The organism is Terrihabitans aquatilis, assembly GCF_052542005.1.
In genome coordinates this window covers 246,924-264,943 of sequence record NZ_JBOCUO010000003.1, presented here as the reverse complement: position 1 = coordinate 264,943, position 18,020 = coordinate 246,924, and the positions used below count along the sequence as shown (strand labels likewise).

Below are 18,020 nucleotides of genomic sequence, written 5' to 3'. Positions count from 1 at the left end.
CAGCACAGCAATCATGGGGGTGCGGGCCGGTGCCCGCACCCCCCTTTTTTATCCGTGGAGTTTTGTCTTGAAGATCATCCAGATCACCGACACCCACCTCGTACAGTCCGGGCGGGTGGTGAACGGTGTCGACCCCGAACAGCAATTGCGCCGCGCCGTGGACGATGTGCTGGCCCATCACGGCGATGCCGATTTGATGGTGGTGACGGGCGACCTCTGCAATGACGGCGAGCCCGAGGCCTATGCGCTGCTGCGCGAAATCCTCTCGGCCGTTCCCTTCCCCGTGCGCCTGATGCTGGGCAACCATGACCGGCGGCCGCCTTTCGTCGCGGCGTTTCCCGACCATCCGCGCGACGCGAACGGCTATATCCAGTCCTGGCTCGACACCGCCTTCGGCCGGCTGATCTTTCTCGACAGCCACGAGGCGGGCGTGATCGGCGGGATCTATGGCGCGGACCGGCTGGCCTGGCTCGACGAGGCGCTGGAGGGGGCCGGCGCGCTTCCGGTGACGGTCTTCATCCACCATCCGCCGGTCTATGACGGCATCGGCCATTTCCTGAAGATCGGCCTGCACGATGACGGGGCGATCCTGCGCCGGCTGGCCGCGCACACACAAGGGGTGCGCCACATCGTGTTCGGCCACATCCACATCTCGCTGGCCGGCACGAGCACCGAGGGGATCGCGTTCAGCTCAGGACAAGCCTGCTCGCACCGCTTCATCACCGATCTCGAGGCGCGCGATCCGTGGTGGACGGGCGGCCATCCCTGCTACCGCATCCTGTTCATCGACGAGCACGGCTTCCGCGCCTATGGGGCCGAGGTGGGACAGGAGCCCACCGAGCGGGCTCCTGTCTGCGAAGGGCCGTAATCAGGCCGGGGAGAGGATGGGGCCGGCATTGCCGGCGGCCTGCGCGGCGGGCTGCGAGGCGCCCTCTTCTCCCGAGCGCAGCGCGATGGTCTGGTGCGCCCAGCGCCGGGCCATGCTGCCCTGATGGGTGACGAGGACCACAGCCGCCTCGGCTTCCGCGGCTGCGTCGGCAATGACGCCCATCACCTGCTTCTGCGTGACGGGATCGAGCCGCGACGTGGGCTCGTCGGCCAGGATGAGAGCCGGGCGCAGGGCCAGAAGGCGCGCCAGCGCGATGCGCTGAAGCTCGCCACCCGAGACCGACGCGGGACGCCGCTGCAGCAAATCCGGCGACAAGCTCAGCCGTTCGAGGAGACCTGCGATCCGCTCCGGCGGGAGGCGGTGCCGCGCTTCGAGATCCTTCAGCCCCACGGCCAGGGGAATGCGCGCGGGAAAGGCGGCGGGCGGATCCTGGTAGAGCTTCTGCACGGCGAATTTCTCCCGCGCGCGGCCGACGCGCTCCACGCCGCCGGACACGGGCGGAAGGAGGCCGGCGATGGTGTCGAGCAGCGTGGTCTTGCCAAGTCCGCTCGGCCCCGTGACGGCCAGCCGGCCGCCTTCCGGAACGGTGAAATCGAGGCCGCCAAGCAGAGCGCGGCCGTAGCGGCCGATCGCCAGATCACGCCCGACCAGGACGGGCGGCCGCGCGCCCGTGAGCTCGGGAACTTGCGGCCAGTTCGTGGGGGCGGCGTCCACCAGTTCGCGGCCATAGGCGCTTTGCGGGGCGGTGAGGACGGTTTCGGCCGGCCCCTGCTCCACCACGGCGCCCGAGCGCAGGATCATGGCATGGCCACCCAGCGCGCGGGCCACCGCGACGTCATGGGTGATGACGATGAGAATGCCGCCGGCACGGGCGAAATTGCCCAGGAGGCGCACCACGTCATCGCGCCGCGCCTCGTCGAGGCCCTTGGTGGGCTCGTCGGCCAGCAGCACGCCGGCCCCGGCCGCCGTCGCCGCGGCGAAAGCGATGCGCTGCGCCATGCCACCGGACAACACGCCGGGGAGGCAGACTCCCGCATCGGCGAGGCCGAGGCCGGAAAGATCGCCCCTCGCACGCTCATGGGCGTTGTCCCATTGCCGCCCGGCGACGAAGGCATGGGTCTCGGCGATCTGCTCGCCCGCGCGCATCACGGGATCGAGAGCCCGCCACGGCTCCTGCGGGAGCATGGCGATGCGCCGGCCCCACAGCTTCTCGCGCCGTCGGCGGGAGAGCGTGTCGAGCCGCTCGCCGTCGAGCTGCACCGCGCCCGTCGCGGCGAGGGCCGCCGGCAGCGCGCCCATGACCGCCTGCGCGAGAAGGCTCTTGCCCGCGCCCGTCTCGCCCAGGATGACGAGGGGGGCGCCCGGCTCCACCCGGAAATCGATGGGGCCGACGAGCTTCTTCGTGCCCACGCGGACGGTGAGATCGGAAACGGTGAGCGTCATTCGAATTCTCCCCGTCCGGCCGCAAGGCGCAGGCAGGCCACGGTGAAGGCGAGGCACAGGATGGGAGCCGCCAGCGCCCAGGGCGCGTCGATCCAGGAGGGCAGCAGCTCCGCCATCATCAGCCCCCATTCCGGGGTGGGCGGGCGCAGGCCGACCGCGATGAAGCCGAGCGTGGCGAGCGCGGTGACGACCGTGGCCGCGCCGAAGGCGGCAAGGGTGAGGATCTGGCCCGACAGATCGGGCCACAGATGACGCCTGACGACATGCACTATGCCGAGCCCCATGAGGCCGGCCGCCTCGATGGCGGGTGCCTTGCGCAGAACGAGCGTGCGCGCCCGCGTGACCCGGAAGAATTCGACCCACAAAGTCAGCGACAGGCCGATATAGAGCGTCCACCAGCTGTCCGGGCTGACGGCGGCGAGCAGCAGCACCAGCAACAGGCCGGGAATGGCGAGCACGCCGTCCGCGAGCGAATTCAGCACACGGTCGAGGAGGCCGCCGCGCCAGCCCGCGATCATGCCCAGGATGACGCCGGTGGAGGCGGCGGTGAAGACGGCCAGGGCCGCCATGCTGAGCGTGAGGCGGGCGCCGGAGACGAGACGCGCCAGAAGATCGCGCCCGAGATGATCGGTACCCAGCAGATGGCCGGGCGTTCCCGGAGGGACCAGCATTACAGCCAGGTTGGAGCGCGCGGGATCGTGGTCGATCACGAGCGGGCCGAAGATTGCGACGATGGCGAGGAAGACGAGCCCCGCAAGTCCGAAGATGCGAAGAGGTGTCATGTGCGGCTGCGCGGATCGATGGAACGGGAGGCCAGATCGACGAAGAGCGTGATCAGGACGAAGCCGAGGCCGAGCGTCAGCGCCGTGCCCTGAAGCATCGGCACATCGCGCTCGAACACGGCGTGGGTGAGCGCGTGGCCGATGCCCGGCCAGGCGAACACGCTCTCGACGACCACGACTCCCTCGAACAGGAGAGCCGCCTGCACGCCGAGATAGGAAATGACCGGAACGGCGGCGTTCGGCACCGCGTGGCGCCAGAAGGCCTGCGCCTGCGACAGGCCCTTGAGCCGGGCGAACTGAAACGATTCACTGGCCGCCGCATCCGCCACAGCCGTGCGCACGACCCTGAGCAAAACCGAGGCCAGGATGATCCCGAGCGTGAGGCCCGGCAGCAGGAGATGCGTCGAATGGGCGTGTCCGGCGGCCGGCAGCCAGTTCAGCTCGGCCGCGAAGATGAGAATGAGCACCACGCCGAGAAGAAAGGCCGGCACGGAGCGCACGCTGATGCACAGGAACGCCGTCATCCGATCGACGCCGCCGCCGGGGCGCAGGCCGGCCAGCGCACCGAGCGGGAAGGAAATGGCCATGGCGATGAGAAGCGCCACGACGGACAGGACGATGGTGCTGGCCAGCTGGTCGCCGATGGCCTGGCTGATGGGCTCGCCCGTGACGAGCGAATTGCCGAGATCGAAGCGCAGGATCTGCCCGAACCAATCGAGCAGGCGCACGATGGGAGCCCGATCGAGCCCCAGTTCCTGGCGCACGGCATCGGCCGCCGCGGCGGTGACGGAATCATATCCGAACCGGCCCGCCGCGATGCGATAGGCGGCATCGCCCGGCAGGCTTTCCATCATGGCGAAGCCCACCGACCCGACGATGAGGGCCACGACGAGCGCCTGCAGGATGCGGGACAGGACGATGCCGGCGAGGCCGCTGGTGGGCGGGCCTGAAGCGATGCGCGCGCTCATTTCGACCAGCTCATGGCAGCGAGCCCATAATTCATCTCCAGCGGATCGACGACGACGCCTTCGAGCTTCGAATTGTGCGCGATTGTGTGCTGGTAATAGGCGATCGGCAGGACGGGCAATTCGTTCTGCACCGATTGCGTGACGAGGCGGATGGCCGCGATCCGATCGTCCGGATTGCCCGAGCGCGAGGCCTTCGTGAGCGCGGCCGCGACGTCGGGCGCGGACCAGTTCATGGCGCCCCAATCGCCGCCGCCCTCGCCGAAATCGTCGAGCACGTTGACGAAGGGATCCGGCGTCAGCGCGTAATTGCGGGCGTAGAGTCCCATTTCCAGCGTGCCGTCGCGATGGCCCGACGGGATATCGGAGGAATTGCCGACGGAGACTTTCACCTCGATGCCGAGCTGCCGCCATTGGTCCTGAAGCACGGTGGCGATGATGGGCAGTTCCGGCCGGTTGGGGAAGGTGCGCAGGGTGACGCTGAAGCGTGCTCCGTCTTTCTGGAGTACGCCGTCCTTGCCGGGCGTCCAGCCGAGGCCGGCCAGAAGCCGCTTGGCCTCCTCGGGATCGTAGCCATAGGGGGCGAGCGCGGGATCGTGCCAATCCGGCAGGGCGTTCGGGAAAAGCTGGGTGGCTTCCGCCTGCGGGAACCGCATGACCCCCTTGGCGATGGCCGCGCGGTCGACGGCGAGGCTCAGCGCGCGCCGGGCATCGAGATCGCGCATCGCCGGATGAGCGAGATTCATCTTCAGCGTGATGATGCGCGGCACCGACATGACCTGGGTCTTGATGGCGTCGAGCTTCGACAGCTGATCGTAGCTCGAGGGATCGAGCGTGAAGACGATGTCGGCATCACCGCTGCGGGCCGTCAGCGAGCGGGTTTCGCTGCGGTGGGCCGACAGATAGGTGGCGGTCTCGATGGCCGGCTTCGGCCCCCAATAATCGGCGAAACGCGCGACCGACAGCGACAGGGGGCGCTCGACCTTCTCCACCCGGAACGGGCCGGTGCTGAGATATTTGACGACGCGGCCATCCTCGTTGAACGAGGTCGGCGCGAGGATGGTGGTGGCGTAATTGGCGAACAGCGCCGGCAGGACCGCGAACGGCTCCGACAGTTCCACGATGATGGCGCCGCCTTCGGGCCGGATGGCGGTGATGGGCGCGGTATCGAGGATGCCCTGGCGCGCTTTGGCGCGGTTGAGCGAGGCGGACGTGTTTTCGGGCGTAAGCGCCGTGCCGTCGTGGAATTTCACGCCTTCGCGCAGCACGAAGCGCCAGGCGAGCCCGTCCTCGCTGGGCTCCCAGCTCGTGGCGAGCGCGGGGAGCAGATTGCCCTTGGCATCGGCGCCGACCAGGGTTTCGCCGACCTGCATGCGCTGGAAGGTGTAGCCGTCCTGCGAGGGCTCGATGCCGGAGACGTGCCAGGGCGCAACCACGTTCACGGCGGTGCGCGGCTCGGCGCCGGCGACGCTCATCGGACCGAGCCAGCCGAACAGCACGGCGGCCCCGACAAGGAGGGAACGATAGTGACGCATGTTTCTCTTCCGGGTGTGGCGCCCCGCAGGGCATGTCTCGATGGGATCTTGGGCCCGTCTGCTAATGCGCGTTGATGACGCGCCGGTGTCGCATCGGGCGTTCATCGACGTTTTTCACGAGGGTGCAATACCTTAGTCGCAGGGGAGCCGCTTCGGCGTCCAGCGGCGGGCGAGATCCTGCGCAATTTCGATCTGGGCCGCGTCCATCTTGGTGGCGACCGCGTTGCGGATGCGCGTGAAGGTGTCATGCTCCTCGCGGCCGGCACCGGCGGCGGCGAGGTTCAGCCATTTGTGGGACATGATGACGTCAAGCGGAACGCCGCGCCCCTTGTCGAACAGCAAGCCGAGAAGATGCTGCGCGGTGGGTTCGCCCTGCTCGGCGGCGCAGATGTACCAATGGGCCGCCAGCGCGAAATCCTGTGGCACGCCCCGCCCGTATTCGTGGAGATAGCCGAGCTGGCCCTGCGCGAGTGCGTCTCCGGCCCGGGCGCGCTCGACGATGCCGGGCACCGCGATGGCCCGGGCCTCACGCGGAAGGCCGAAGCGGGCCGGTGGATCGGCCGCGCGGACCGCGCTCGCGCCGAGGCCCGCGAGCAGCGCCAGGCCGATGAGGGACAGCCGCATACCGTTTCGAACCGCACCGATCATGACGCAAGCCATCCTGTCTGCAGGCACCAGCCGATCCAGATGGCCGGCGCGAGGAACAAGCCGAAGGGCAGACGGCCCCGACGGCGCAGCCGCCGGCCTGCCGAGCGCTGCCGCAGCACGTAGACGAGCAGCGCCGCCCCGGTGGCGATGTCGATGGCGATGGGCATGACCATCCAGTCGAGCCAGATGCCGGCCGCGAAGGCGAGCTTCACGTCTCCGAACCCCAGCCCCTCGCGCCCGCGCCAGGCGCGGTAGCCGATGCGGATGGCGAGGAAGGCAAGCGCGAGACATCCTCCGCGCAGGACCGCCAGCGCAAGACCTTCCGTCATCGTCCAGCCGGTGGCCGCCGCATAGGCGAGACCGAGCAGGACGGCCGCGATGGTCAGCTCGTCCGGGATGATGAACCGGCGCGCATCCACGACGGCGATGGCCATGACGACGGGCACCAGAGCCGCCGCGAGTAGCCCCGGCAGGCCCGGCGCGAGGGCAAGGCTCCCGGCCATGGCGGCGACGGCCAGCCCGCAGATTGCGATGGGGCCCCGTATCGTCGGCAGGATGGCGCGGATGCCCGGAACGACGGGACGCGATTGCGCGCTCACCGTGTCCGCCCCGGGCCGGACGCGCCGAGCGAGCCCCGCAGCTTCACGCGCAATTCCTCGGCCACGGTGCTGGCGTCGAAGGCGTCGCGGATGATCTGCGGCCGGATGAAGATGATGAGCTCGGTGCGCTGGCCGGAGCGGTTGCGATGCGAGAAGGCGTTGCCGATGCCCGGCAATTTCTCCAGGACCGGCACGCCGCTGCGGCCGCCGCTGTGGCGCTCGCTGATGAGGCCGGCGAGAAGCACGGTCTGACCATCGGCCACCGAGATCGTGCTCTTGACCTTGCGCTGCGAGACGGTGGGCGTCAGCGTGCTGCCGCGCCCGGTATCGGCGACGTTGCTGATCTCCTGCTCGACATCGAGCCGCACCTGGCCGTTGACGTTCACACGCGGCACGACCTTCAGGATGATGCCGGTGTTCTTGTATTCGATGGTGTTGACCACCGTGTTGTTGCTCGACAGCACCGTGGCGCTGCCGGTCGACACGGGCACCTCATCGCCGACCTGAAGCGTGGCGGGCTCATTGTCGACCACGACGAGCGATGGGTTCGACAGCACCTTCACATTCGTCACGTCATGGAGCGCATCGAGGATGAAGCGGGGCTGGTTGCGCGGGCCGGCCAGCAGGTTGAAGCCCGGCACCACCTTGCTGATGACCTGCTCGGACACGGTGTTCGACAGCGTGTTGCCGACCGAGCCGTTGTTGCGCCCAAGGCCGAGATCCTTGCTGGTGAGGTAGAATTGCACGCCGTAGCTGAGGGCGTCGTTCAGCGTGACCTCGGCGACGGTGGCCTCGATCGCCACCTGCAATTGCTGCTGATCGAGCTGCAGCAGGGTGCGCTCGACGATGCGGTATTGGGCCTGGCTGGCATAGATGAGCAGGCTGTTGTTGGCTGCGTCGGCCGTGATGCGCACGCCGGGCAGCATCGGTTCGCCCGAGCCGGAGGAGCCACCGCCGAGATCCGCGGCCTCCTCTTCCACCGGCTCCGCCTCCACGGAGGCGCTGGCCTGCTGGAGACGCGCACCGCCGAGGCGGCTCTCGACGCCCTGCTCCCCACCATTGCTGCTGGTGGTGACGCTCGTTCCGGAGCCCGGAGCGATCCGGCTGGAGGCGTCGTCGAGGCCGGAGCTGCTTCCGCCGGCGAAAAGCTCATTCAGGAGACGCGCCGTCTTGCGGGCATCGCCGTAGCGCATCCGATAGACGCGGACGCCCGTATTCGTGTCGCCACGGTCGAGCCGGCTGATCCAGGTGGCGGCCGTGCGCAGGAGTTCCGGCTTGCGGCTGACCACGAGGATGGAGTTCAGGCGGCCGATGGCCTGGAACTTGACGAGGTTCTGGCTGAGGCCGCCCTCGCCGGAATCGAGCAGGTTTTCGAGCTCGGCGATGAGCGGATCGGGCGCGCTGTTGCGGACCGGGTAGATGCCGACCGATTGGCCGCGCATCCAGTCGGCGTCGAATTGCAGGACGGTGTCGATGGCGGTGCGCCGTTCGGCGGCCGTGCCCTGGACGAGCAGGATGTTGCGCTGGGGATCGGACCGGACCGCGCCGTTGCGCGTGGCGAAGCTGTCCAGCAGCGGCATCAGCGCCTGCGCGGAGGTATGACGCAGGGACACGACCGACAGGCCGTAGCCCGGCTCAACCCGGCCATTGACGTCGATGCCGCCATTGCCGCCGGCCTCCGCGAGGGGGACGAGCCGGTAGCCGCCCGCATCCTTCAGCAGCGCCACATTGCTGGTGCGCAGCGCGTTCTCCAGCACGAAGAGCAAATCCTTCTTCGGCACGGGGCGACCCGAACCGAGGCTGATCGTGCCCTGCACGCGAGGATCGATCAGGTAGGCCGTGCCAAGGATATCGCCGAGCACCACCTTGGTGACGGAGACGAGAGGCGCGTTCTCGAAATTGAGGTTGTAGCCCTCGCCATCGGCGCCGGCCGCGGCCGAGATGCCGGCCGGGACCGGACCTCCGGTGGAGGCGTAGGCCATGCTGGTGGATTGATATTCGACGGCCGTGCGGTCATCGGCCAAAGCGGGACCCGCGCCGATGCCACGCGGCTCACGCGGCGACAGATCGAGGCCGCGCACGGCGCCCAGCACGCCGGGCCCGTTGGGATCGGCCGCATTGCGCGCGGTGCACGCACCGAGGACGGACGCCGTGAGAAACAGGCCGGCAAAGGTTAACACGCCCGGCCCAAATCCCGGCCAGATCAGCCGTTGCTTCCCCATATTCACACAGCCCCGGCACCGAACCCAGCCGCGAGGCCGGACCCGACACCGCCCCCAATACGCGCGACGATCCTCCACCCTTAGCGACCCTGTGTGACACATTTATTGGAGGCGATACGACAACGGGAAAGTGTGTGTTTTCACACACATGAGAATGAAGCGGCCGTTCGCCGGAACGTCATCCAAACGCCGCAAAACCTTCATCGACCGGGGTGAATATGCCGGCGACGCGAACGTCCGGGCGGCCGGGATGCCGAAGCCCCGCCGGCGACGGGTTCGGACGGCTCGTCCCCGGTGTGCGCCGGGCGTGATCCGCAAAAAGTTAACGCAGGAAAGCGCGGGCATCGCTCCCGCGAGGCGGCCGTGATTCAATGAACATCCACAGGGCCGACGACTTCATGGGCTTCCTGGCCCAGGCCGGCGCGTCGGTTCCGGACGCGGCGGATGCGCGCCTGGGCCTGCGGGCGGTGTGGGAAAAGACCGGCCTCGCCTCGGGCGATTTCGCCGATGTCGTCGCGTCCTTCCACGGCCTGCCCCGCATCCGCCTTGCCGAATTGATGAATGCCGAGCCGGCGATCGTGGGCTTCTCGCCGCGCTTCCTGCGCGAGATGGGCGTGCTGCCGTTCCGAATGGCCCAGGGCGGGCTGTGCCTGGCCGTGGCCGATCCCACCGACCAGGCGGCCCAGCGCGCGGCGGAGATCGTGCTCGAAGCGCCGGTCGCCCTGGCGATCGCCTCGTTCGAAGACCTCGCGACCGCGATCGCCGCGCGGCTGGGCGATGGCGAAGCCGGCGTGGGTGAACCCGAAGCCGGCACGCCGGAACCGCTGGTCGAGGACCTCGAGAATTTGCGGGATCTGGCCAGCGGGGCGCCGGTGGTGCGCGCGGTCAACGACCTTCTCGAAAAGGCGATGGAGTTGCGCGCCAGCGACATCCATATCGGCCCCTTCCGCAACGGGCTCGAAGTGCGTATGCGGGTGGACGGGCTGCTGCGGCCGGTAGCCGCTCCCGCCGGGGTGCTGCCGCGGGCCGTGATCTCCCGCATCAAGATCCTTGCGGGGCTGGACATCGCCGAGCGCCGACTGCCGCAGGACGGCGCGGCGCGGCTTCGCCTCAGCCGCGACGACCTCGACGTGCGCGTGGCGATCATGCCCACGCAGCACGGGGAAGCGGCCGTCATCCGCCTTCTGCCGCGCGACCGGGGCCTGCTGTCGGTGGAGAAACTGGGCCTGCGCCCGCACGACCGCGCGACCTTGGCCGAACTCCTCACCTTGCCCCACGGCATGATCGCCGTGACGGGGCCGACCGGCAGCGGCAAGACCACGACGCTCGCCACCATATTGTCGGCGCTGAACGAACCGACCCGCAAGATCCTGACCATCGAGGACCCGGTCGAATACGAGATCCGGGGCATCTATCAATCGCAGGTCAAACCCTCGATCGGCCTGACCTTTGCGACGGCGCTGCGCGCCTTCGTGCGCCACGATCCGGACGTCATCATGGTGGGCGAGGTGCGCGATCCGGAAACCGCGCATGTGGCGGTGCACGCCGCCCTGACCGGGCATCTGGTGCTGACCACGCTGCACACCGAGACAGCCGCCGCCGCCGTGCCGCGCCTGCTCGATCTCGGCGTCGAGGGCTTCCTGCTGAAATCCACCCTGCGGGCGGTCATCGCCCAGCGGCTGGTGCGCCAATTGTGCGAGCGCTGCCGCACCGCGCGGGTGCTGAGCGCGGCCGATCTCGCCGCTGATCCGCGCTATGAGGCGGTGGGCTTCGAGGCCGGCGAGACGATCTACGAACCGTGCGGCTGCGAACGCTGCGGCGGGGCGGGCTATCGCGGCCGCGTGGGGGTGTTCGAGATCCTCGTCCTCACCGAGGAATTGCGGGAATTGGTGGAGGCGGCCTCGGGCGGAACGACGCTCGACCGCGCGGCCATCGCCGCCGGCATGACGACGATGTTTGATGACGGCATGGCGAAGTGCCGGGCGGGCATCACCTCGCCCGCCGAAATCCTGCGCGTCACCACGTTGCGCTGACGGCGATGGCGATGTTCACCTACCGCGCTTTGACGCAGAGCGGCGAAATGGTCAGCGGATCGCTGCAGGCGGCCAGCGCCCAGGAAGTCGCGCGGCGCATCGAGTTCCTCGGCATGGTGCCGGTGGAGATGCGGCCGGCGCTTGCCGAAAAAACGGGCTCCGCGTTCGGCCTCTCCTTCGGCGGCACGCCGAAACCCGCCGACGTGACCCTGTTCACGCGCGATCTCGCCCTTCTGCTGCGCGCCGGCGCACGGCTGAACGACGCGCTGGAATTGCTGGCCGACGATGCCGATCTCGGCCGCATGAAGCGCGTGGTCGGGCGCATTCGCGGCGACGTGCTGGCGGGCGGCACCTTCGCCGAGGCGGTGACGGCGCATCCGACGCTGTTTCCGCCCGTCTATGTGGCGCTGGTGCGCGTGGGCGAGGCATCCGGCACGCTGGACCGGACGCTGGAACTGCTGGCGGCCGAACGCACACGGGCCGAGGAGATGCGGCGCAAGCTGATGGAGGCGCTGCAATATCCCGCCTTCGTGCTGTTCGCGGCCGGCGGCGTGCTGGTCTTCTTCCTGCTGTTCGTGCTGCCGCAATTCTCCACCGTGCTGCGCGACATGGGCGCGGAGCTCGATGCCTCCGTGGAGGCGCTGCTCGATCTCTCCGACCTGGCGCAGGCGCACACGACGGAGCTTGGCGTGATGGCGGTTCTCGTTCCGCTCGTCCTCGTGCTCGTGCTGCGACGTCCGGGAGCGCGGGCCGGCCTCGTGGCCATGCTGGCGCGCCTGCCCTTGGTGCGCACGATCTTCACCTATCGCCGCTCGGCGGTGTTCTGCCGCAATCTCGGCATCCTGCTCGGCAACGGCGTGACGCTGAGCAATGCGCTGCGCATCGTGGTCGACGTGATGTCGGCGGGCGACGATGCCTCCGCCTGGTCGGAAGCCTCCGACAAGGTGCGGCACGGCGCGCGGCTGTCGGAGGCGTTCGCCGCGAATTCTGTGCTGCCGCCCATGGCCATCCGCATGCTGCGGCTGGGCGAGGAAACCGGGCAGCTGGCCGTGCTGTCGGGGCGCATCGCCGATTTCTACGAGGAAAAGCTGCAGCGTTCGCTCGCGCGCGTCGTCGCGATCATCGGGCCGCTCGCCATCGTCACCATCAGCGTCGTCGTGGGGGGATTGATCGTCTCCGTCATGACCGCGCTGCTCTCGGTCAGCCAAAGCATCGGATGAGACATTGATCACCCATCGGACTTTTCGCGCCCCTGCCCGCTTCAGCCGCACACTGCGACGCCGGCAGGCCGGCTACACGCTCGTCGAGCTTCTCGTCGTCATCACGATCATCGGCCTGATCGTCGCGCTCGTGGGGCCGCGCGTGCTGGGCTATCTCGGGGATTCCAAGGTGAAGACCGCGAAGATCCAGATCCAGGGCTTCACCAGCGCGCTCGACCTCTATTACCTCGACACCGGCCGCTACCCCTCGTCTTCCGAGGGACTGAACGCGCTGGTGCAGCGCGGCGCCGGCACCACGACCTGGAACGGGCCCTACCTCAAGGGCGGCTCGGTGCCGCTCGACCCGTGGGGCCGGCCCTACGTCTACCGCACGCCGAGCGAGCACGGCCCCTACGACATCGTCTCGCGCGGGTCCGACGGGCAGGAGGGCGGCACGGGCGACGCCGCCGACATCGTGAGCTGGGCGCGCTGACCATGCCCGCCCGGCACGGACGCCTTTCCATCGATTTGGATTCAGAAGCGGGCTTCACCCTGCTGGAAATGGTGTGCGTGCTGGCCATCGTGGCGCTTCTGGCGTCGCTCGTTCTGCCGGCGATGCCGCTCGGCACGTCGCGCCAGAGGTTGCAGGCGTATGCGCTGGAAACGGCATCCCTCCTGAAGGCCGACCGCAGCGCCGCCATCCGCCGCCGCGTGCCGCTGGCGACGCGCGTGGACGTGGGTGGGCGCGTCGTGCGCTCGGCCGCCAGCGGGCGGACGGTGCGGCTGCCGAAGGATGTGAGATTGCGCGCCGTGCTGCCCCGCCAGTGCGCCGAACAACCCGCCGCTTCGGGCATCAATTTCTTCCCCTCCGGCATGTCGTGCGGCGGCACGTTGATGCTGGCCAAGGGCGGCGCGGGCTACGAGGTGCGGGTGAACTGGCTGACCGGAGGGGTGGACATTGTGCCCGCGCGCGGCTGAGGCTCGCCGCCATGAGCGCGGCTTCACCATCATCGAGGTGCTGGTCTCGCTGGCCGTGATGGCGGCGATGGCGGGCGCGATCGCCGCGCTGTCCGCATCCAATGCCCGCGCCTCCCGCGCACTCGATGACCGGGTGGCCCTGGCGCAGACGGCGCGCGCGGTGGAAACGGGCATCCCGCCCCGCGCGGCTCTCCGTCCGGGTGGGCTGGACGGCGAGATCGCTGGGCACCTTTGGCAGATGCAGGTGCGTCCGATGGCGGCGGACGTCACGGCGAAGAACGCGCCATGGGTGCCGAGGAGCGTGTCGATCCGCGTGCGCGCCCCCTCCGGAGCGGTGATGGTGCTGGACACGGTGCGGCTGGTGCGGAGCGGCTCGCAATGAGAGCGCGCGCGGCCCCTGACGCCGGATTCTCGCTGATCGAGGCGCTGGTCGCGACCGCGTTGATGGGGCTCGTGCTCAGCGGCCTTGCCCTTCTCACCGGGCAATGGCTTCCGAACTGGCAGCGCGGGCTGGGACGCGTGCAGGCGGGCGAGATGGCCGGCCTTGCGATCGACCGGATCGCCGCCGACCTCGCGGCCGCCGAATTCGTGCCGGCGCACCGGGAAACCCGCAAGCCCCTGTTCGAAGGCGACGAACGCTCCGTGACATTCGTGCGCACCGCGCTGGGGCCCAATGACCGTCCCGGATTGCAGATCGTGCGGCTGGCGGAATCCGACCGCGTGCGCGATCCCGGGCTGATGCGCAGCACCGCCGCGTTCGTGCCGCGCGATGCTGACGGGCCGTCGCCGGGCCTTGTCGCGCCGGTCGAGGTTCTGAAAGCGCCGATGCGCGTGCTCTTTTCCTATGCCGGACGCGACGGCGTGTGGCGCAGCGCCTGGCGCGAGCAGGACGCGCTGCCACGCGCGATCCGCCTTGTGATACGCGACGGCCGTTCGGGCCGGACGCTGGGCACCTCGACCGCCGTGACGGTGCGGGCCGAACTGCCGGCCGATTGCGTGGCCGACGAGACGAAGGAAGGCTGCGGCACCGAACGGCGCACGCCCGATGCGGCCAATGGAGGGACGTCGCAATGAGCCGCGCCCGCGATGGCTTCATCCTGGTAACCGTATTGTGGGTCCTCGGCGCGCTGGCGGCGCTCGTCTCGGTCTACACGGCCTACCTTTCCGTGACCGCGCAGGCGGCCGCCGTGCGCGACGACAGCCTTTCCGCGAACGGGCTGTTTACCGCAGGCCTCGAACTGGCGGCGTTGCAGATCGTCTCCGTGCCGGAAACGGAACGTCCGATGTCGGGCACGCTCGCCTTTCGGCTGGGATCGGCGGAGATCAGCGCCTCGTTTCGCAACGAGACCGCGCGCATCGACCTCAACACCGCGCCGCCCGACTTGATGGCCGGCCTGTTCGCGGCTCTCGGGGCGAATGAGGATGACGCGAAGACCTATGCCGCACGGATATTGGCCTTCCGGACGCCGGCCCAGGCGTCTTCCGGAGACGGCGAGGCGGCGCTGTATCGGCAGGCCGGGCTGGACCACGGGCCACGCGGCGGTCCGTTCGTGCACGCCGACGAACTCTGGCTGGTGCGGGACCTGCCGCCTCGGCTGGTCGAGGCGGCGCTGCCCCATGTCACGATCTACAGCGGTGCGCCGACCATCGCGCCGGCCATTGCCGATCCCCTCGTGCGGGCGGCCGTGCCGGCTCCGGCGGGTGGATCAACGCCGGACGCGTCCGCCGCTCCGGCGGTTCCGGCCGCGACGAGCGATGCGGTGCGGGTGACGCTCTCGGTGGCGTTCCGGGATGGTGGACGCCGCGCGGCCGAGGCCGTGATCCTGGTGCGGGATTTCGGCGACGATCCCTACCGCGTCCTGTCCTGGCGCGAGGACGGCGCTTTCGAGGGGATGTCGCAGATGGAGGCCGGACGATGAGCGTGCAGCGGATCGTGGACGGCTTTTCCGCCTGGCTCGACCTCGTGGCCGAGACATTATCCGCCGCGTTGCGGGGCCTGAAAGCAGGGCGGCCCGTGCGATTGACAGAGGTGGAGGACGGATTCCGCCTGCCCGGCGAGGATGCGCGACCGGGCCCGCTGGACGGCGCGGCGGGAGACCATGTGCGTGGACGCGATGTCGATCTCATCCTGCTTCCACGCCAGTTCCTGCTCAGGCCGCTGGAGCTGCCGCGCCAGGCCGGCGACTTTCTCGACGGCATCGTGCGGTCGCAGATCGACCGGCTGACGCCGTGGACCGCCAGCGAGGCGGTGTTCGGCTGGACCGCGCCGCAACCCTCCGGGCAGGACCGCATCGAGATCATGGTGGCGGCGACGTCGCGCAGCCGGATCGCGCCGCAGCTGCGGACGCTGACCGCGCTCGGCGCACGTTCCATCCGCGTGTTCATGCAGCCCGATGCGGACGAGGCTCCGATCAGGGTGCATGAACAGGCTGCGGAAAGCGCATTCGGGGCCGCGCGCTTGCGGGCGGCGCTGTTTGCGACGGTGATCGCGCTGACATTGGCAGCGACATTGTCCACGCTGGCATCGCAATTCCTCGGGGCGCGGTATGCGGGCGACATCGAGGCGATGGAGGCCGAGATCGGCACGCAGCGCCGGCTCCTGACCGCCGCACGCGACGGGGCGGAGACCAGCGGCTTACGCCTGCTGGAACGCCGCAAGCATGCGGAGCCCGCGACGGTGCAGGTGCTCGACGCGCTCGCGCGGGCCCTGCCCGACCACAGCCACGCCACCGAGATTTCGCTGCGCGACGGCACGCTGCGGGTGGCGGGCCTCTCGGATGACGCGCCGGCACTGATCGGGCTGATCGAGCAATCGCCGCGCTTTTCCCGCGCTTCCTTCGCCGCGCCGACGACCCGCATGCCCGACAGCACGGCCGAGCGCTTCCAGATCGAGGCGAAGATCCGGCCTTCCGAGGAAGCACGATGACGCCCGTCTCCCGTCCCGGACCGTCGCGGCTGGCCGGACCGGCGGCGGTCGCGGCCTTCCTTGCGTTCGTGCTGGTGCTCATGGCCGTCACCGCCGATGCGCTGGGGGGCCTTTTCGCGCAGCGGACCGCCCTTTCTGAGACGGAGGAGATGCTGGAACGATTGCGCGAGCGGCGCGCTCCGGCCGGGGGCGGCATGGATGCGGTCGGCGCGCCGGAGGGCTCGCCCTTTCTGGAGGGGCCGAGCGCGAACGTGGCCGCGGCGGCGCTGGTGCAGCGCATCGCGGCCGCCGTGGAACGCGCCTCCGGACGGCTGACCTCCTCGCAGGTGGACCTCGATGGCTCCGAACCGGGAGACGGCTATCTGCGGGTGAGCGTCACTGTCGAGATCGAGCAGGCGGGCCTCGCCGGCATGCTGCACGACATCGAGGCGGGCATGCCCTTTTTGTTCGTCGAGGCGCTCGACCTGCAAACCACTGAACGGGGGGAGCGGGATGGCGACGGCACCCCGATGCGGGCGCAGCTGACATTGGCGGGACGCTGGGAAGGTGCGAAATGAACGGGCCGCGCACGCTTGCCGCTCTCATGCTGATGTCGGTCCTCGCGCCGGAAGCTTGGGCGCAGGCCGCCGAACCGGGCAATCCGCTGTGGGCGGTGCCGCTCGACCGGCTGGACGCGCTGAACGAGCGGCCCCTGTTTTCACCCTCGCGCCGCCCACCCCCGACGCGCGACGTGGAAGCAAGTGCGCCTCCCCCGCCGCCACCGCCACCCAGCGCGCCGGCCCGGCCGTCGCTGGAGCTGACGGGGATTCTGGCGAATGGGGGCGACGGTTTCGGCCTGTTCGTCGACACGGGAACGCAAGCCGACGTGACCCTGCGCGTGGGCCAGATCCATGCCGGCTGGCGGCTGGATTCCATCTCGGACCGGGCGGCTGTCCTGCGACAGGACGATCTGGAGAGCCGGCTCGAGCTTCCCCGGCCCGACACGTCCGCAATGCCGGTGGATGCGGGCGAGACCGGGCCCAAACCCGGCGACGAGCCAATCTTCTATCCCGAGCACTGATCGTTCGCAGCACGACAAGGCCAGTCATCCGGCGGTCATGCGCCGAGGCGAAAGTGCCGCCGCAACACGCAAATTGCGTGGTTTTTCTCTCGAACAACACAGGTGCCGTCGTGAGTCAGAGCCAGGTCATCGGATTGTTTCCGACACCCGTCGTGCGGGTGTCGGGCCTGATCGACAGCGATCTGGTGGAGAAGCTGGCGCGTGAGATCGGGGGCGCGGAACAGAGCGAACGCAATGCTTTCTCGGAGCAGCTGTCGCATTCGCCGATCTCGGGAATGGACAATCCGCTGTTCGCCCGGATCGGCGAGGCCGTGCTGCCGAGCATCGCGCAATTCGGCGAGGTGCTGTTCGGCGAGGCGCTGAACTGGCAGATCAAGGAGATCTGGAGCAACGTGCTGGAGACCGGCGGGCGGCAGGCCATCCACACCCACGCCAACAGTTTCATCTCCGGCGTGGTGTATCTGACGGCGTCGCACCCTTCCGCCAACCTCGTGTTCCACAAGAGCCTCGGCGGCACGAACTACATCTTCAGCAACCACCACAAGAACGCGAGCGTGAATGCCTACAACGGCAGCAAATGGGCGATGCCGGAAACGCTGCCCGGCGATCTCGTGATGTTTCCAAGCTATCTGCTGCACGAAGTGCCCGTGAACCAGGGCCCGCGCCGCATGTCGATCGCCTTCAACGCCCTGCCCGATCGCCTCGAAAACTTCGGCTACGCCGTTCGGTTCTCGTGAGCCG

19 protein-coding genes are annotated in these 18,020 nt (G+C 69.2%); 12 read left to right on the top strand and 7 right to left on the bottom strand.

Annotated elements, in window-relative coordinates:
- Positions 1–67: 67 nt before the first annotated feature.
- The gene (locus tag ACQ6S1_RS12205; protein WP_445041488.1) at positions 68–868 is read left to right on the top strand and encodes a phosphodiesterase; all 801 of its coding nucleotides are present in this window, start codon (positions 68–70) and stop codon (positions 866–868) included.
- On the opposite strand, the gene ACQ6S1_RS12200 is transcribed toward ACQ6S1_RS12205, so the two are convergent.
- The 7 genes from ACQ6S1_RS12200 to gspD form a co-directional block, all read right to left on the bottom strand.
- Positions 869–2,332, bottom strand: a complete 1,464-nt coding sequence (locus ACQ6S1_RS12200) for an ABC transporter ATP-binding protein (RefSeq protein ID WP_445041487.1) — start codon at positions 2,330–2,332, stop codon at positions 869–871.
- Positions 2,329–3,114, bottom strand: coding sequence for an ABC transporter permease (locus tag ACQ6S1_RS12195; RefSeq protein ID WP_445041486.1), 786 nt, complete (start codon positions 3,112–3,114; stop codon positions 2,329–2,331). Before ACQ6S1_RS12195 ends, ACQ6S1_RS12200 begins: the two co-directional genes overlap by 4 nt.
- Entirely contained in the window at positions 3,111–4,082 is a 972-nt protein-coding gene (locus ACQ6S1_RS12190; protein ID WP_445041485.1) for an ABC transporter permease, read from the bottom strand. The genes ACQ6S1_RS12195 and ACQ6S1_RS12190 overlap by 4 nt, the downstream gene beginning before the upstream one ends.
- Positions 4,079–5,614 (bottom strand): ABC transporter substrate-binding protein, encoded by a 1,536-nt coding sequence (locus ACQ6S1_RS12185; protein WP_445041484.1) that lies wholly within the window; start codon positions 5,612–5,614, stop codon positions 4,079–4,081. Before ACQ6S1_RS12185 ends, ACQ6S1_RS12190 begins: the two co-directional genes overlap by 4 nt.
- Positions 5,615–5,746: 132 nt before the next feature.
- Positions 5,747–6,262 carry a tetratricopeptide repeat protein gene (locus ACQ6S1_RS12180; RefSeq protein ID WP_445041483.1) on the bottom strand — a complete coding sequence of 172 codons (516 nt, stop codon included), beginning with the start codon at positions 6,260–6,262 and terminating at the stop codon, positions 5,747–5,749.
- Complete coding sequence (locus ACQ6S1_RS12175; protein WP_445041482.1) at positions 6,259–6,861, bottom strand: prepilin peptidase; 603 nt, start codon at positions 6,859–6,861, stop codon at positions 6,259–6,261. Before ACQ6S1_RS12175 ends, ACQ6S1_RS12180 begins: the two co-directional genes overlap by 4 nt.
- On the bottom strand, positions 6,858–9,041 hold the full coding sequence (gene gspD / locus ACQ6S1_RS12170; protein ID WP_445041481.1) for a type II secretion system secretin GspD: 2,184 nt from the start codon (positions 9,039–9,041) through the stop codon (positions 6,858–6,860). The genes ACQ6S1_RS12175 and gspD overlap by 4 nt, the downstream gene beginning before the upstream one ends.
- A gap of 413 nt (positions 9,042–9,454) precedes the next feature.
- Here gspD and ACQ6S1_RS12165 point away from each other — a divergent pair, with 413 nt between their 5' ends.
- The 11 genes from ACQ6S1_RS12165 to ACQ6S1_RS12115 all read left to right on the top strand — a co-directional run bounded on the left by ACQ6S1_RS12165 (position 9,455) and on the right by ACQ6S1_RS12115 (position 18,016).
- Positions 9,455–11,116, top strand: a complete 1,662-nt coding sequence (locus ACQ6S1_RS12165; protein ID WP_445041480.1) for a GspE/PulE family protein — start codon at positions 9,455–9,457, stop codon at positions 11,114–11,116.
- Positions 11,117–11,121: 5 nt separating this feature from the next.
- Entirely contained in the window at positions 11,122–12,336 is a 1,215-nt protein-coding gene (locus ACQ6S1_RS12160) for a type II secretion system F family protein (protein ID WP_445041479.1), read from the top strand.
- Positions 12,337–12,388: 52 nt separating this feature from the next.
- Positions 12,389–12,808, top strand: coding sequence for a type II secretion system major pseudopilin GspG (gene gspG / locus ACQ6S1_RS12155; protein ID WP_445042014.1), 420 nt, complete (start codon positions 12,389–12,391; stop codon positions 12,806–12,808).
- Positions 12,809–12,810: 2 nt separating this feature from the next.
- Entirely contained in the window at positions 12,811–13,293 is a 483-nt protein-coding gene (locus ACQ6S1_RS12150) for a prepilin-type N-terminal cleavage/methylation domain-containing protein (RefSeq protein ID WP_445041478.1), read from the top strand.
- Positions 13,274–13,675, top strand: a complete 402-nt coding sequence (locus ACQ6S1_RS12145; RefSeq protein WP_445041477.1) for a prepilin-type N-terminal cleavage/methylation domain-containing protein — start codon at positions 13,274–13,276, stop codon at positions 13,673–13,675. The genes ACQ6S1_RS12150 and ACQ6S1_RS12145 overlap by 20 nt, the downstream gene beginning before the upstream one ends.
- A complete protein-coding gene (locus ACQ6S1_RS12140; protein WP_445041476.1) occupies positions 13,672–14,367 on the top strand; it encodes a PulJ/GspJ family protein in 696 nt (231 codons plus the stop codon). The genes ACQ6S1_RS12145 and ACQ6S1_RS12140 overlap by 4 nt, the downstream gene beginning before the upstream one ends.
- Positions 14,364–15,212, top strand: coding sequence for a type II secretion system minor pseudopilin (locus tag ACQ6S1_RS12135; RefSeq protein WP_445041475.1), 849 nt, complete (start codon positions 14,364–14,366; stop codon positions 15,210–15,212). The genes ACQ6S1_RS12140 and ACQ6S1_RS12135 overlap by 4 nt, the downstream gene beginning before the upstream one ends.
- On the top strand, positions 15,209–16,219 hold the full coding sequence (locus tag ACQ6S1_RS12130; RefSeq protein WP_445041474.1) for a PilN domain-containing protein: 1,011 nt from the start codon (positions 15,209–15,211) through the stop codon (positions 16,217–16,219). Before ACQ6S1_RS12135 ends, ACQ6S1_RS12130 begins: the two co-directional genes overlap by 4 nt.
- Positions 16,216–16,776, top strand: a complete 561-nt coding sequence (gene gspM, locus ACQ6S1_RS12125; RefSeq protein WP_445041473.1) for a type II secretion system protein GspM — start codon at positions 16,216–16,218, stop codon at positions 16,774–16,776. The genes ACQ6S1_RS12130 and gspM overlap by 4 nt, the downstream gene beginning before the upstream one ends.
- Positions 16,773–17,279, top strand: a complete 507-nt coding sequence (locus tag ACQ6S1_RS12120) for a hypothetical protein (protein ID WP_445041472.1) — start codon at positions 16,773–16,775, stop codon at positions 17,277–17,279. Before gspM ends, ACQ6S1_RS12120 begins: the two co-directional genes overlap by 4 nt.
- Positions 17,280–17,389: 110 nt before the next feature.
- Complete coding sequence (locus tag ACQ6S1_RS12115) at positions 17,390–18,016, top strand: TIGR02466 family protein (protein WP_445041471.1); 627 nt, start codon at positions 17,390–17,392, stop codon at positions 18,014–18,016.
- Positions 18,017–18,020 lie beyond the last annotated feature (4 nt).